Annotated in this window: 12 protein-coding genes and 3 pseudogenes; 11 read left to right on the plus strand and 4 right to left on the minus strand. The window is 60.7% G+C overall.

Annotated features, from left to right (window positions below; genetic code table 11):
* Positions 1–192 precede the first annotated feature (192 nt).
* Both ACP7BL_RS03430 and ACP7BL_RS03435 read left to right on the plus strand, forming a co-directional pair.
* Positions 193–513, plus strand: coding sequence for a hypothetical protein (locus ACP7BL_RS03430; protein ID WP_426257641.1), 321 nt, complete (start codon positions 193–195; stop codon positions 511–513).
* Positions 514–810: 297 nt separating this feature from the next.
* Positions 811–2,250: an ABC transporter permease gene (locus ACP7BL_RS03435; RefSeq protein WP_426257642.1), complete on the plus strand. Its 1,440-nt coding sequence runs from the start codon at positions 811–813 to the stop codon at positions 2,248–2,250.
* Here the strand turns inward: ACP7BL_RS03435 and ACP7BL_RS03440 are convergent.
* Positions 2,216–3,199, minus strand: a complete 984-nt coding sequence (locus tag ACP7BL_RS03440) for an IS30 family transposase (RefSeq protein ID WP_426257643.1) — start codon at positions 3,197–3,199, stop codon at positions 2,216–2,218. The genes ACP7BL_RS03435 and ACP7BL_RS03440 overlap by 35 nt on opposite strands.
* Positions 3,200–3,245: 46 nt before the next feature.
* Between ACP7BL_RS03440 and ACP7BL_RS03445 the strand changes: the two are divergent.
* From ACP7BL_RS03445 to ACP7BL_RS03465, 5 genes and pseudogenes are all read left to right on the plus strand, one after another.
* Positions 3,246–3,596, plus strand: a pseudogene (locus ACP7BL_RS03445) (ABC transporter permease subunit); the annotation flags it as partial.
* Between the two features lie 15 nt (positions 3,597–3,611).
* Positions 3,612–4,917 (plus strand): annotated as a pseudogene (locus tag ACP7BL_RS03450) (AAA-associated domain-containing protein).
* A gap of 771 nt (positions 4,918–5,688) precedes the next feature.
* Positions 5,689–5,979: a PilZ domain-containing protein gene (locus tag ACP7BL_RS03455; protein ID WP_012047213.1), complete on the plus strand. Its 291-nt coding sequence runs from the start codon at positions 5,689–5,691 to the stop codon at positions 5,977–5,979.
* Between the two features lie 708 nt (positions 5,980–6,687).
* On the plus strand, positions 6,688–6,918 hold the full coding sequence (locus tag ACP7BL_RS03460; RefSeq protein ID WP_004620414.1) for a helix-turn-helix domain-containing protein: 231 nt from the start codon (positions 6,688–6,690) through the stop codon (positions 6,916–6,918).
* A gap of 105 nt (positions 6,919–7,023) precedes the next feature.
* A pseudogene (locus ACP7BL_RS03465) lies at positions 7,024–7,188 on the plus strand (JAB domain-containing protein); the annotation flags it as partial.
* A 62-nt stretch (positions 7,189–7,250) separates the two neighbouring features.
* On the opposite strand, the gene ACP7BL_RS03470 reads toward ACP7BL_RS03465, so the two are convergent.
* The gene (locus ACP7BL_RS03470) at positions 7,251–7,727 is read right to left on the minus strand and encodes an EF-hand domain-containing protein (RefSeq protein ID WP_426257644.1); all 477 of its coding nucleotides are present in this window, start codon (positions 7,725–7,727) and stop codon (positions 7,251–7,253) included.
* A 205-nt stretch (positions 7,728–7,932) separates the two neighbouring features.
* On the opposite strand from ACP7BL_RS03470, the gene purB reads away from it, so the two are divergent.
* The gene (gene purB / locus ACP7BL_RS03475) at positions 7,933–9,237 is read left to right on the plus strand and encodes an adenylosuccinate lyase (RefSeq protein WP_426257645.1); all 1,305 of its coding nucleotides are present in this window, start codon (positions 7,933–7,935) and stop codon (positions 9,235–9,237) included.
* Positions 9,238–9,669: 432 nt separating this feature from the next.
* Here the strand turns inward: purB and dnaJ are convergent, their stop codons facing one another.
* Together dnaJ and dnaK are read right to left on the minus strand one after the other, a co-directional pair.
* Positions 9,670–10,785, minus strand: coding sequence for a molecular chaperone DnaJ (gene dnaJ, locus ACP7BL_RS03480; RefSeq protein ID WP_126845630.1), 1,116 nt, complete (start codon positions 10,783–10,785; stop codon positions 9,670–9,672).
* Positions 10,786–10,923: 138 nt separating this feature from the next.
* The gene (gene dnaK / locus ACP7BL_RS03485) at positions 10,924–12,825 is read right to left on the minus strand and encodes a molecular chaperone DnaK (RefSeq protein ID WP_033964200.1); all 1,902 of its coding nucleotides are present in this window, start codon (positions 12,823–12,825) and stop codon (positions 10,924–10,926) included.
* A 169-nt stretch (positions 12,826–12,994) separates the two neighbouring features.
* Between dnaK and ACP7BL_RS03490 the strand changes: the two genes are divergently transcribed.
* Genes ACP7BL_RS03490 through ACP7BL_RS03500 form a run of 3 tightly spaced genes read left to right on the plus strand, consistent with a single transcriptional unit; the run spans position 12,995 to position 14,906 of the window.
* Complete coding sequence (locus tag ACP7BL_RS03490; RefSeq protein WP_341203371.1) at positions 12,995–13,429, plus strand: copper chaperone PCu(A)C; 435 nt, start codon at positions 12,995–12,997, stop codon at positions 13,427–13,429.
* Positions 13,426–13,875 (plus strand): vgr related protein, encoded by a 450-nt coding sequence (locus tag ACP7BL_RS03495; protein ID WP_426257646.1) that lies wholly within the window; start codon positions 13,426–13,428, stop codon positions 13,873–13,875. The genes ACP7BL_RS03490 and ACP7BL_RS03495 overlap by 4 nt, the downstream gene beginning before the upstream one ends.
* 53 nt (positions 13,876–13,928) lie before the next feature.
* Positions 13,929–14,906 (plus strand): hypothetical protein, encoded by a 978-nt coding sequence (locus tag ACP7BL_RS03500; protein ID WP_426257647.1) that lies wholly within the window; start codon positions 13,929–13,931, stop codon positions 14,904–14,906.
* Positions 14,907–14,973: the final 67 nt, after the last annotated feature.

A 14,973-nucleotide genomic window follows, 5' to 3' on the forward strand; every position in this document is an offset into this window, starting at 1 on the left:
TTATGAACGTCCAGACCAACGTATTTCACTGCCTCCGTCATGACTCGTCTCCGCTGCTAACAAATCCATCATCAGCATCTCAGATTCGAGCCTCCAAGGCTCCGGCAGTCATGGGGTCTTGAACTCACCTCGACCGGCCGAGCGGCGATCACCTCGCTATTCGGGCCGAGCGGCCGACTCGTTCCCAGGCTTTTGAACGGGATCGAAACAACGACGATCAACAACCATAAGATCAAGGCTTGGCCACGAGAACCTGATAGTCCGAGCATCCGCTACGTCGTGAAGCGCTTTGCGTTAAAGCTCGCAATACTTCTCGTCTTTGCCCTTGCGCAAATACCGTCGCGATGGGGGTTCGGTTACGCCTTCGTCGCTTTGACGGCGTTATCGGGCATGATCTGCATTGGTCTGGCGCTCGTGCGTCGTGAGGCCTGGACGCTCGCGCGCCTGAACTACTGGCACGAAGCCGTCGCGTTTCTTGCTCTTGCATTGAGCGGCTGGACTACGATGCGCTGAACACCGGCGAATCCGCGCGGCGGACGGCCAAAGCGCCACGCCGAATATACCCGAGTATATTCTTCAGACACTTTTCGAGCGAAGAACGCCTCCGGGTATAAGTAGCGCAAACAACGATCGCACTCTATAGACACAGCAAATCTGCTTGGCGGGAATCGTCTAGCCTCGCTTGAGCAGTTCTAGGAAACCGAACGATGCCGAACGACGGTAGTCGACAGCTTACGCCGCCACGGACGTTTCGCCGAGCCTAGACAAGAGCTCGCTCGTGACGGCCGGCACGGCTGACACGAGGGCGCCATGGTCTTTCATTCCAGGAGTGACGGCAAACACCGCCATTTCGATAGGAGCTTGGCGCCTCGTCTCGCCGGGCCAAGTTGGGCAGACCTCGCCGCCATAGCCCTTCTGCTAGTCATCGCATTGCTCGTCATCGTCGGGGTTGGCCAAATGCGCCAACCGCTGACGGCTCTCAATGCCGCGCCCGTCGACCTTCAGCTCCTGCACCTTCCTGAATATGCGCTTCTCTCGACCCTGCGCATGTTCGGGGCACTTGCGGCATCTCTGATATTCACTCTGACTGTTGCGACCCTCGCAGCAAAGAGCCGCAAAGCCGAACTGATCATCGTTCCTGCTCTCGACATTCTACAGTCGGTTCCGGTGCTCGGCTTTCTGACGTTCACCGTCATGTTCTTCATGAACTTGTTTCCTGGGCGCCAGCTTGGGGTCGAGTGCGCCGCGATTTTTGCGATCTTCACAAGCCAAGCCTGGAACATGGCGTTCAGCTTCTACCAGTCGCTTCGCACGGTCCCGAAGGATCTCGATGAGGTAAGCAGGCAGTTTGGCTTTTCGTCCTGGCGCAGATTTGTGCGCCTCGAGCTTCCGTTCGCCATGCCAGGTCTGGTCTGGAACGCCATGATGTCGATGTCGGGAGGATGGTTCTTTGTTGTCGCCTCGGAAGCGATCGCGGTTGGCAACACGACGATCGCATTGCCCGGTATCGGCTCCTGGTTGGCGCTCGCAATTGAGCGGAAAGATTTCGGCGCTGTCGCCTGGGCAGTCTTCGCAATGGCCGTCGTCATCGTCCTCTACGACCAGCTCATATTCCGGCCAATCGTCGCTTGGGCTGACAAGTTCAGATTCGAGCAAACCGCGTCGCGTGAACGACCGCGCTCCTGGGTATACGACCTCGCACGCCGCACGCGCCTTCTGCCGTCGATCATCGAGCTTCTGCTGGTGGCTGGCCGAACCCTGAGTGCGCTGAGCTGGTCGGCCCCACCTCGACGTCAAACGCTCCACCCCAATAAACACATCATTCGTGTCCCCGACGGCCTCTGGATCGGTTTCATCGCCGTGGTCTGCTTCGGCGCCTCGCTCTGGCTGCTGCGCTTTATTTCGACATCCCTGACAGCGGCGGACATCATATCAATTGTTGGCCTGGGCTTTGCGACCTTGGTTCGCGTCGCCGTCCTCATTGCGATCGCCAGCATCATTTGGGTGCCGATCGGCGTGTGGATCGGATTACGGCCGACCTGGTCCGAGCGCCTGCAACCCGTCGCCCAATTCCTGGCCGCCTTCCCGGCCAATGTGCTGTTTCCCTTCGCGGTCGTGATCATCATCGGGCTGAGGCTTGATCCGAACATCTGGCTTTCGCCGCTCATGATTCTGGGCACGCAATGGTACATTCTCTTCAATGTCATTGCTGGAGCTATGTGGATTCACATTCGAAGTGCAACGAGTTGAGGAAGGCTTCGGCGGGAGTTTGGAAGCCGAGGCATTTTCGAGGCGTGTTGTTGTAGCGAGCGATGATGGCGTCGAGGGATGCTCGCGGCAAGGCGTTTAGGTTGGTTTTTCGGGGTAGGTTGCGTCGAAGTCTGCCGATGGCGTTTTCGACGCCACCCTTTTGCCAGGGTGAGTGAGGGTCGCAGAAGAAGGTCTGGAGGCCGAGCTGGCGAGCGATGCGGTGATGCCGGGCGAACTCGGTACCGTTGTCGAAGGTGATCGAGCGCCGCATGGTTGGCGGCATGGGGCGCAGCATGCGGGTGAGCGCTGCGGCGACGGGGTCGGCCTTCAGGTTTTGCTGAGGCATGGCGATGGTGAGGCGGGATCGTCGCTCGTGTGCGACGAGGATGGCCTTGCCGGGGGCGGAGAAGAGCATGCCATCTGCCTCCCAATGGCCGACAACCTGGCGTGTGGCGATGTCGTCTGGGCGATCGTGGATCGAGCAACGGTCGGCGATGCGCGGCCATCCGCCGCCTTTGTTGCGCCAGCCGCGCTTGTATTTGGCGCGGGGCAGATAAAGTCGCCAGTGGCGTTCATTGGTTCGTTTCAGCTGGGCATAGACGAAGCGGTAGATGGTCTCGTGGCTGATGACCCGATGGCCCGCTTCATAAGCAAGGCGTCCGGCTATCTGCTCGGGTGACCAGCCCTCGCCAAGGCGGTCCAAGATCACTTCCCGTAATGCCTCCTCGCGCTCCAGGCGTGCTCCATGCCAGCGCCTGGCCCCTGCCTGGGCCTGGGCGTAGCCGGGTTGGTATCCGACCTTCGATCCGCTGTTGCGCCTCAACTCGCGCGAGACGGTCGACGGCTGGCGATCCAGAGCTGCAGCGATCTGCCGGATCGATTGCCCGGCTTCGCGAAGCCGGGCAATCGAACACCGCTCCTCGAGCGATAGCTGACTGTAGTTCGACATGGCATCACCTGCTTGAGGTGTTGCACTTCGTTTGTGAACTCAGACTAGCGCACTTCCTAACGATCTGAGGGAAGCGGCGCGGACGTTTAACATGCGCGGCCTGCAATGGTGGCGCCAAGTCGCCTTGCCCGGCATTTTTCCCTACTTCGTGACCGGCGCGCTCACGGCGTCAGGCGGGTCGTGGAACGCCAGCATCGTCGCCGAATCCGTTTCCTGGGGCGACAAACGTCTGCAGGCCACTGGTCTCGGCTCCTTCATCGCCGACGCGACCGCTGCTGGCGACCTGCCGCGGGTCGCCGTCGGCATCGTCGTGATGTCGGCCTTCGTCGTCACCCTCAATCGCACGCTTTGGCGCCCACTCTATCGGTACGCCGAGCGCCGGCTGCGCTTCGATTAAGAGGAGGATCAGTTCATGGTTGTCATTGAGAGCCGCAATTTAGTCGAAGTGCAGAAAGTCCGCCAGGTCTACGGAAAGTCCGGGGGACCCGATTTGCTGGTCCTCGACGACGTTGATCTCACCCTCAAAGAGAATGAAATCGTCGGGCTGCTCGGCCGATCCGGCTCCGGCAAATCGACGCTGCTCCGGTCCATTGCCGGCCTCGTGACGCCGACACAGGGCGTCATTGAGTTTCCCAAAATCGAAGACGGACAGCGCGCCACCGTTTCGATGGTATTTCAAACCTTCGCGCTTTTTCCATGGCTCACGGTCTTACAGAACGTTGAAGTCGGCCTCGAGGCGAAGAACGTGCCCCCGACTGACCGACGCAAGCGCGCGTTGGCGGCGATCGACCTCATCGGCTTGGACGGTTTCGAAAGCGCTTATCCGAAAGAGCTGTCGGGCGGCATGCGCCAACGCGTCGGCTTGGCGCGAGCATTGGTTGTCGATCCGGACATCCTGCTCATGGACGAACCATTCTCTGCCCTTGACGTGCTAACCGCGGAAACGCTGCGCACGGATCTTCTCGACCTTTGGTCCGAAGGGCGCATGCCAATTCAAATCGATCCTGATCGTCACCCACAATATCGAAGAGGCGGTGCTGATGTGTGACCGCATCTTGCTCTTTTCCTCAAATCCCGGGCGCGTCATCGGCGAAATCAAGGTGGAGATTCCGCAGCCACGCAACCGACAGGACCCGACCTTCCGTGCGCTGGTCGAACAGATCTACGTCCGCATGACGCAAAAGAACGACGACAGTCAGCCCCGAGACGGCCTCTTTCCGGGATCCGGCATAGGGATGGCTCTTCCTGTTGTTTCGACGAATGCGTTGGCCGGTCTGATCGAGGCCATAAATGCAGAACCCAATAACGGCCGAGCCGATCTGCCCGAACTTGCGAGCGGTCTCCTCTATGAGACCGACGATCTATTTCCGATAGCAGAGGTTCTGCAGTTGCTCCGCTTCGCCGAATTGGTAGGTGGGGACATCAAACTTCTTCCGGCGGGCAGACGCTATGCACTGGCCGATGTCGATGAACGCAAGAAGATCTTTGCGCAGCAGCTTCTCAGTTATGTGCCCCTGGCCGCACACATCCGGCGCGTCCTCGACGATCGCCCAAGTCACAAATCCCAAGCCCGGCGTTTTCACGACGAGCTCGAAGACTTCATGTCCGAAAGCTACGCCAGCCGAACACTTAAGGCAGTGACGCAATGGGCACGATACGCGGAGGTCTTTGCCTACCACGAAACCACCGATCTGTTCAGTCTCGATGACCCAACTTAGACGAAAACCGACCAGACACCGTAAGCAACACAGAGTCGCGCCTTGAATTTGGCGACGCATCCCGCACTTTGGGAGCATGTTATGACCAGCTATATTCGTATTGCGCGCAACTTAGCGACCGGCACTAGGCAAGCGCTATTTTCGTTCTTTGAGCCACAGTTACGCACGCTCTGTACAGCTCAGGTCAACACCCCGAATACAGTTCCACAACGGTGCGCGCGCGACGGTTTCGATTCCGCCCAGCGACTGGCGCGGTCCTCCCTTGGATCAGATTTCTACGACCGCGAGCCACCAAGACGTTCCGGCAACACGGGCCGGCGCGCCCGAGCAGGCCGTCGCCCCGTCCGATTACAGCTTTGGCTGGCAGGCGTCGTGCTGGCGAGTGCGGACCGTCTCTGTCATGCAACGCTGTGGCTGTACCGTCGCCGCTTGGTCGACGCACGCTTTACCAAGGCAACGCTCCGAGCTGCACATCGCATTCGCGCCTGGGGATTCAAGCTTGCATTTCGATGAGGCGCCGCAAGGCGGAAAGCTGCCATCTTGTGCGAGGTCATCATGGTTTCCGGGCCTGGTATTGGCACGCACGGCAACCTCGACCGCTCTTCTCGCACAGGCGGTTCGCATACAACCGCACAATATACCTCGGTATACGACTTGGTGCCCTCGGGAGGGCTAGCTAAATCGCGGGAAGGAATTGAAATCAATGCAACCCTATGAACGGTGGCACTCGACAGTTCATAGGCTCTCTGAACGTTTGAGGCTGCTCGATACATGAGCAATCCGATAAACAATTCCAGCGGTCGGCGGGATGTCCCTGCAAACGATCGCCGCAACTCTCCGCGCCGGCGCACACTCCTCGCAGGCCGAATAATTTTCAATCAGCAATCCTCGGTCATCAATTGCATGGTGCGAAATGTTTCGGAGTCCGGCGCCCGTCTCGAAGTCGAGCCCTCGATCCACATCCCGGACAAGTTTGAGCTGGACGTACCGAGTGCCGGCATAACGATGTCATGCCGCATAATCTGGCGCCGCGGGAATCTCATCGGAGTTTCAAGAGAATGAGCACGCCTAAAGTGGTCTGATACGGCGAGCAGGTAAGAGCGCCTCATCCCTCAGCGCCTGTGCATTCTCAGCAAGCCAGCGCAACAAGATGAAAGCGATCACGATAGGGATTCGACAGTGAGTGCTACGCAAATAACGCTTGTTGCAAATCTTTTCACCATGATCGTCGTCGTTATTGCCGCCATAAAGCGCCCGATTCCAAGTTACATTGCCTTGGCTACATTGTCCGTCATCGTCTCGATTGTATGTGGGTACGAGGTAATTACGGGAAAGGCCACGATATTTGCGACGTTGGCCACCTTCGCTCTGGTTATCCTCATAATGATCCGAATAAGTCTAAATAAGTTGCGCCGCTAGGCAATCTCTTCTCGAATGCGGCCGGGTAGGCTGACGAGGCCGCCCCCAAGACACGCAATATCACGGATCGGCGCCGACCGATTGGCGTGAAGGCAGGATGGGCCAAGAGGTCCGGGTGGCATGTCTCGTACGATGGCCATCCGATTTCTAACCTCGCCCATCCTGCGGCCCCATCGCAATCAACAACGACTTCCCACAAGCCGCATCAACTCTCATCTTGCTCGTGCGCCATCGTGACAAGCCGGGACGAGCACCTCCACAATGTGACGGAGACATGCGCAGGCTTCCGCTCGATGCGCGACCGGTGACCAAATCCCGGGTCATAGTCTTGGATTTACGACGGAGGTGCAGATGGCCGAAGAGAAATTTCTGACCACCGAAGAGGTCTCCGAGCGATACCGCGGTCAGATCTCTGTCGGCACCCTTCGCAATTGGCGAGCACAGCGCGTCGGTCCGCCATACATCAAAATCGGCAAGTCGGTGCTTTACCCCGTGCCTGGACTCGAGGATTGGGACAAAAAGAATCTCGTGATCTGCCGTGCTTCGCATAAACTCATTGAGACAGAGGCTGAACGAAAGTGAATGTCACGCAACTTCACGATCTACCGACCCCAAACTCATACCCCCGCCCCCTCGGGCATTACCAGAAACCATCATTAATTCAATAGGTTACCGCATGCGACGCGGTTGATGCACAATCACCCGAGTGGCGACCCCGCCCCGAGCCGCGCCGATATCGAAGTGACCCGCAAGGTCGCCGAAACAGGCAAGCGCCTGGGCATTGCCGTGCACGACCACATCATCATCGGAGCGAACGGGCATTCCAGCCTGCGCGCAATGGGGCTGTTGTAAAACGCGAAGCGCCCGCCGCTCCGGGGTGGAGAGCGGCGGGCGCACATGCGGCAGGCGCGGAATTAGCCCTGCTGCGATAGGAAGCCGGTCAACTCCGATTTGCTGACCTTCTTGTTCTTGTCGGTATCGGCCTGGGCGAACGCCTTGTTCAGCCAGGCCTTGGTGGCGGGCGACGTGGCCTTGGTTGAAGGATCGCTCGCGCTTTTCAGCGCCACCATCCACGTGTCGAACTCCTTGGCGCTCAGCACGCCATCGCCATCCTTGTCATAGGTGGCAAATTCCTGGTTCACCACTTGCGCCACCTGCGTACCCGTCGCTGGCTGGGCCGCCACCGCCGAATCTGCAGCAGGGGCAGTCGCCGAATCGGCGGGTGCTGCGCTCTGCGGCGTCGCTGGAGCAGGCTGCGCCGGAAGCGCCTGATCAGTCGTCGTTGGCGCTGACTGCGACGTTTGCGGACTCACCGGAGTGGTCTGCGCCTCCTGCGCAAGTGCCGGAGCGGCCAACATCATTGCGCCTGCAAGTAAAGCATATTTCAACATCGGATTTCTCCTTCAGCTTTTTATCGATCTCTACGAACGCGACGCCTTACGTCCTCAACGGCGTTCGCTGTATCAACACGCTTGCTTCCGGATCGGTCCCTTTATCGCCGATTTGAACCATCGGCTTGTCCCTGCTAACGCGCGTGTCATCGCGGACCCGTTGCGATTCCGCGATGGCCCGACTCTGCCGCATCAAGGAAATCCGATGGTCCCCCGCTATTCCCGCCCCGACATGGTCGCGATCTGGACGCCTGAAGCGCGTTTTCAGATCTGGTTCGAGATCGAGGCACACGCGACCGATGCGCTCGCCGAACTGGGCGTCGTCCCCAAGGAAGCCGCCGCCGCGATCTGGGCCAAGGGCGCGTTCGAGGTCGAGCGCATCGACGAGATCGAGCGCGAGACCAAGCATGACGTGATCGCCTTCCTGACCAATGTCGCCGAGCATGTCGGCCCCGAAGCGCGCTTCATGCACCAGGGGATGACATCGTCGGACGTGCTCGACACGTGCCTTGCGGTGCAGTTGGCGCGCGCGAGCGATTTGCTGATCGCCGATCTCGACGCGCTGCTGGCGGTGCTCAAGCGCCGCGCGATCGAACACAAGCTGACCCCGACGATCGGCCGCAGCCACGGCATTCATGCCGAGCCGGTCACGTTCGGGCTCAAGCTCGCCCAGGCCTATGCCGAGTTTGCCCGCAACCGCGCGCGGCTCGTCGCGGCGCGGGCCGATATTGCCACCTGCGCGATTTCGGGCGCGGTCGGCACCTTCGCCAATATCGATCCGTTCGTGGAGGCGCATGTCGCCGAGAAGCTCGGCCTTACCGTCGAGCCGGTGTCTACCCAGGTCATCCCGCGCGACCGCCATGCGATGTTCTTCGCGACGCTGGGCGTGATCGCCTCCTCGATCGAGCGGCTCGCAACCGAGATCCGCCATTTGCAGCGCACCGAAGTGCTGGAAGCCGAGGAGTTCTTCTCGCCCGGCCAGAAGGGCTCGTCGGCGATGCCGCACAAGCGCAACCCGGTGCTGACCGAAAACCTGACTGGCCTCGCCCGCATGGTGCGCGGCTATGTGACGCCGGCGCTGGAGAATGTGGCGCTGTGGCATGAGCGCGATATCTCGCACTCCTCGGTCGAGCGCTATATCGGCCCCGACGCCACGATCACGCTCGACTTCGCGCTGGCGCGGCTGACGGGCGTGATGGACAAGCTCGTCGTCTATCCGGCGCGGATGGACAAGAATCTCAATAAGATGGGCGGTCTGGTCCATTCGCAGCGCGTGTTGCTGGCGCTGACGCAAGCGGGGGTGAGCCGCGAGGACGCCTATCGCCTGGTGCAGCGCAACGCAATGAAGGTGTGGGATTCGGACGGCGCGCTATCGCTGATGGAATTGCTCAAGGCCGACCCGGAAGTGACGGCGGCACTGTCGGTTGCGGAGATCGAAGACAAGTTTGACCTCGGCTATCACCTGAAGCACGTCGACACGATCTTTGCGCGCGTCTTCGGTAACGACTGAACGACATTTTTGCACGCTTCAACGTGCAAATGCTGCATGCGCGAATGCGCGTAATAATATTGCGCGCATAAGCAACAATCTCCAAATGCCTCCCTGCCGGAACGGTCCGGCACGGAGATCCTACCATGCGCATTCTGCAAAGCCTCGCGAGCGGCCTCATCGCCGTTGCAGGCGTCGCGCTGGTGGTCGAGGTTCTTAGCCTCTAACCCATCGGCCCACCCGCCCCTTCTTCTTGACGGGGCGGCCAGGGCTGTGGGGTTGAGAGCAGTTTTTCAAATCTTTAGCGGAAGGCGTCCGCCAAACATCCGTCGTCACCCCGGCCCTGTGCCGGGGTCAACCGTGCCGCAAATCCTGTGCGTGCGGTGGGTATTTCCGGTGGACCCCGGGACGAGCCCGGGGTGACAGGTCATAGCGCCGGCCCCGCCCCGCCCCTTAACCCCAGGCGCTCTTCATTTTCTTGAAGAAGCCGCTGGTCTGCGGGCATTCCTTGCCGGTTTCGGTCGCACGAAATTCCTCGAGCAATTCGCGCTGGCGCGAGGTCAGGCTGCTCGGCGTTTCCACCTCGATGCGGATGACCAGGTCACCGCGCCCACGTCCCTGCAGCACCGGCATTCCGGCACCACGCTGCCGCAATTCGCGGCCCGACTGGGTTCCCGCTGGAATCTTGATCGTGTGCTGGACACCGTCTGGTCCCGGGATGGTGATTTCCCCACCCAGCGCCGCCGTAGTGAAACTGATCGGCGCACGCGCAAACAACGTCGTGCCCTCGCGCTGGAACAGCGGATGTCGCGCAACGTGCAGGAAGATATAGAGGTCACCCGGAGGGGCACCCCGCATCCCCGCTTCCCCTTCGCCAGTGAGGCGCACGCGCGTGCCCTCATCGACGCCGGGCGGGATGTTGACCGTGCGGGTCTTGGTCTTTTCGACGCGGCCCTCGCCGCGGCAATTGCCACACGGATCGGAAATGGTCTGGCCCGCGCCGTGGCAGGTCGGGCATGTGCGCTCGACCACGAAGAAACCCTGCTGCGCGCGGACTTTGCCATGGCCGTGGCAGGTCGTGCACGACTTCGCCGATGTACCCTTGGTCGCGCCGGTGCCGTTGCACACGTCGCACACACCGGTCACATCGATCGTGATGTCCGTAGATTTGCCGTGGAACGCCTCTTCGAGCGTGATTTCCATGTCGTAGCGCAAATCGGCACCACGCCGCGGGCCGCTGGCACCGCCCCGCTGCCCGCCCATGAATTCGCCGAAGATATTCTCGAAGATATCCGAAAAGGCGCTAAAATCCTGCGGGCCGCCGCCGCCACCGCCGCCCTGCCTGAACGCGGCATGGCCATAGCGATCATAGGCCGCGCGCTTCTGCGGGTCCTTCAGGCATTCATAGGCTTCGCTGATCGCCTTGAAGCGCGCCTCGGAATCATCGCATCCCGGATTCTTGTCGGGGTGATAGCGCATTGCCAGGCGACGATAGGAGGATTTGAGCGTGCCTTCATCGGCATCGCGCTCGCATTCCAGCAATTCGTAGAAATCGACTTCAGTGCTCATCTTGCGCCTCTAGGCCCTGTCCCGAGCGGGAGAGGGTTTGGGAGAGGGAATGATGAGGAAGCCGCAGTGCGATCTGCAACGCAGCACGGCCCCTCTCCCCGACCCTCTCCCCACATGTGGGGAGAGGGAGATAGTATTTTACGCCTTGTGATCGTCGACTTCGGAGAATTCCGCGTCGACCACGTCTTCCTTCGGAGCCTCGGCGGCGTCAGCGCTCGGCGACGCTTCGGCCTGGGCCTGCTTTTCGTAGATCGCCTGGCCCAGCTTCATCGCGACCTGCGCGAGCGCGCCTGCCTTCTCCTTCATCGCTTCGGGATCGCCACCTTCAACGGCAGTCTTGGTCGCGGCAATCGCGGCCTCGATCTCGCCCTTCAGCGCGGCGTCGACCTTGTCGCCATTTTCGGCGAGCTGACGCTCGGTGGTGTGAACCAGGCTCTCGGCGTTGTTCTTCGCTTCGGCCGCGTCGCGGCGCTTCTTGTCGTCCTCGGCGAACTGCTCGGCGTCGCGCACCATCTGCTCGATGTCGCGCTCCGACAGGCCACCCGAAGCCTGGATGCGGATCTGCTGCTCCTTGCCGGTGCCCTTGTCCTTGGCCGACACGTTGACCAAGCCGTTGGCGTCGATGTCGAAGGTGACTTCGATCTGCGGCACGCCGCGCGGCGCCGGCGGAATGCCGACCAGATCGAACTGGCCGAGCATCTTGTTGTCCGCCGCCATTTCGCGCTCGCCCTGGAACACGCGGATGGTGACAGCCTGCTGGTTGTCGTCTGCGGTCGAATAGGTTTGCGACTTCTTGGTCGGGATCGTGGTGTTGCGATCGATCATGCGGGTGAACACGCCACCCAGTGTCTCGATGCCGAGCGACAGCGGCGTCACGTCGAGCAGCAGCACGTCCTTGACGTCACCCTGCAGCACGCCTGCCTGAATGGCAGCGCCCATCGCCACGACTTCATCGGGGTTGACGCCCGAATGCGGTTCCTTGCCGAAGAAGTCCTTCACGACCTGGCGCACCTTGGGCATGCGGGTCATGCCGCCGACCAGCACCACTTCGCTGATGTCCGACGCCTTGACGCCGGCATCGGCCATCGCCTTGCGGCACGGCTCGAGCGTGCGCTGGATCAGGTCATCGACCAGACGCTCCAGATCGGCGCGCGACACCGACTTGACGAGGTGCTTCGGACCGGTCGCATCGGCGGTAATGAAGGGCAGGTTGACTTCGGTCGTCGCAGCCGACGACAGCTCGATCTTCGCCTTTTCGGCCGCTTCCTTCAAACGCTGGAGCGCCAATTTGTCCTTGGTGAGGTCGATGCCTTCGGCCTTCTTGAAGTCGTCCGACAGGAAGTTCAGCAGCTTGTTGTCGAAATCTTCGCCGCCGAGGAAAGTATCGCCATTGGTGGCCTTCACTTCGAACACGCCATCGCCAATCTCGAGGATCGAGATGTCGAAGGTGCCGCCGCCAAGGTCATAGACCGCGATGGTCTTGTTGGTGTCCTTGTCGAGCCCGTAAGCGAGCGCGGCTGCGGTCGGCTCGTTGATGATGCGGAGCACTTCGAGCCCGGCAATCTGCCCGGCGTCCTTGGTTGCCTGGCGCTGCGCGTCGTTAAAGTATGCAGGAACGGTGATGACCGCCTGGGTCACCGTCTCGCCGAGATAGGCTTCCGCGGTTTCCTTCATCTTCTGGAGCGTGAAGGCCGAGATCTGCGAGGGCGAGTATTCCTTGCCGCCGGCACCGACCCATGCGTCGCCATTGTTGCCGCGCACAATCTTGTACGGGACCAGCTCGGTGTCCTTCTTGGTGATGGGATCGTCGAAGCGACGGCCGATCAGGCGCTTCACCGCGAAAATGGTGTTTTCAGGGTTGGTCACCGCCTGGCGCTTCGCAGGCTGGCCGACCAGTCGCTCGCCATCCTTGGCGAAGGCGACGATCGACGGCGTGGTGCGCGCGCCTTCGGCGTTTTCGATAACCTTGGGCTTGCCGCCCTCCATCACCGAGACGCAGCTGTTGGTGGTGCCGAGATCGATTCCGATTACTTTTGCCATTGGTCCTCTGGGGCCCCCGTCTGTCAAAAAATTGCCATTCCGCCGCGCCCTTACGATAAGCAACGCGACACTTCACTCCGGCGATATAGGGGGGCTTTCGCTTGTCGCAAGATTTCGCAGCACGTAGAGTGACGCGATAAGTTCCCAAAGCGGGAGAAGGTGTTTGCAGATGCGAAAGATTCTGGTGGCGGCAGCACTGGCCGTGGGTGGGTGCAGCCAGCCGCCGGTGCTGTCGGTCGACAAAGGCTATGTGCGGCTTGCGGCAATCCCCAGCCGTCCCGCCGTCGCATACTTTACCATTCATGGCGGCACCGCGGACACCACCCTGCTTTCGGTCAGCAGCGATGTGTCGGTGAAGAGCGAACTGCACGAATCGATGACGTCCGGCAACATGGCGACGATGAAGCCGATCGGCGACCTGGCGATCCCCGCAGCCTCTACCACCGTGTTCAAACCCGGCGGCAAGCATGTGATGTTGTTCGACATGAATCCGGGGATCAAAGCGGGCCGCGCGGTTACGCTGACCTTCACCTTCTCCAACAACCAGCGCGTGCTATACGACGCACCGACCATCGCCGCAGGGGCCCCTGCCCCGACCGAGTGACCGGGCGTGCGCTGACAACAGGCGAGATCTCGCTTGCCCGCGGCGTGTTCGGCGACGCAATCGATTATGCGCCGGTACGGCTCGAGCAACGCAAATGGGCATTTTTCCAGCCGCGCGAAACGGTGATGGCACCGACCGGCACGATCCACTTTCATCCGGAAGGCACCCGCTACCGCGCCGATTTCTCGTGCGGCACCCTTGATGACCAAGGGCTCCTGATCCACGAATTGACGCATATCTGGCAAAGCCAGCAGGGGATTTTCCTGCCGCTGCGCCGCCATCCCTTCTGCCGCTACCATTACGCCATCCGGCCCGGCCTACCGCTGCACCGCTACGGGATCGAGCAGCAGGCCGAAATCGTGCGCCATACCTTCGTGCTGCGCCATGGCGGCTTCGTGCGCGGCGCACTGCCACTCGCTACCTACGAGAGTATTCTGCCGTTTTGAGATAATTGCTCCCTTTTGCGGAATCTGTAATATTGATCCCGAGGGACGACACTATGAAACAAATCGACGATACCCGCATATCGTTAGCAGTAACGCTGCTCGCTCTACCTTCGATTGGCGTATTCTTCCTTAGCGACATGCTGGGATGGATCTTCGCTTGGCAAGGAAAGGTTCCCATCTTAACTGCACTGGACTCCGCAGCAAAGCAAACCGATGCCACGAGCCGCCTGTTCGTAATCGCGGCAGCGTTGGCGGGTTTTGGCCTGTCGTACCTGATTGTGCTGCGTTTTGTCGCGGATCTTCGCGACGAGTTCGGCCCGCAAGTGCGCGGCTGGATTTTACGTTGGTATGGCGGTGGCATCCTGGTGGGCACGCTCTGGGTAGCCGGCGGCTATCTCCTGGTGCCAACCAGCGCCCAGCCCGGAGGTGACCTTTTGGCAAGCGCTCTTGGCTTGTTCGGGTCGATGCAGGGCGTCCCCGATGATACGCTGCTTCCCAAGTTCCAGGCTTTGGCGGTGTGCGATAGAATAGCCTTCATGGTCGCTGCCGGTATTGTCGTGACCGGTGGCATCTCCTCGCTGGTGGAATCCATCAAGCCGCTCGCCGGAGCAGAAGCGTATGCGTTTCTCGTCCACCAGCGCCTCCGCTTGCGCAGCTATGTGAACGCTGCGGCGGGACTGCTGGTCATTTCGCTCTTGTTCCAGATTGCTTGGATGCGCTGGACGCTCATCGCCGCGACACCAGCCGTCGCGGAGACAATGAGGCATCAGGTCGATGCCTGGGCGGTCTTCACTGGAGTCAGCGGCTCGATCGTGATTGCGCTATTTGCGATACCCTCAGCCACGATTCTGGATGCACGGGCAGCGGGCGCGCCGCAAATACCGAGCGACGGGAAGACGGCCCCGCTGCTGGACGCCGGTCTGCTTCCCGCGCTCGGCAAAGTATTGGTGGTTCTCGCCCCGACGTTGGCCGGGACATTGCCGACGATACTCGACTTTGCAGGAAAGGCGACCGGACTTTCGCCGAGTTAATCCGGCCATGGCCCGGGATCGAGGTCAAATAGGATCCCGTTCCGCGCGACCTTGTGGCCTTCCGCGT

The organism is Sphingomonas sp. DC1600-2, assembly GCF_049897605.1.
Taxonomy (GTDB): Bacteria; Pseudomonadota; Alphaproteobacteria; order Sphingomonadales; family Sphingomonadaceae; genus Sphingomonas.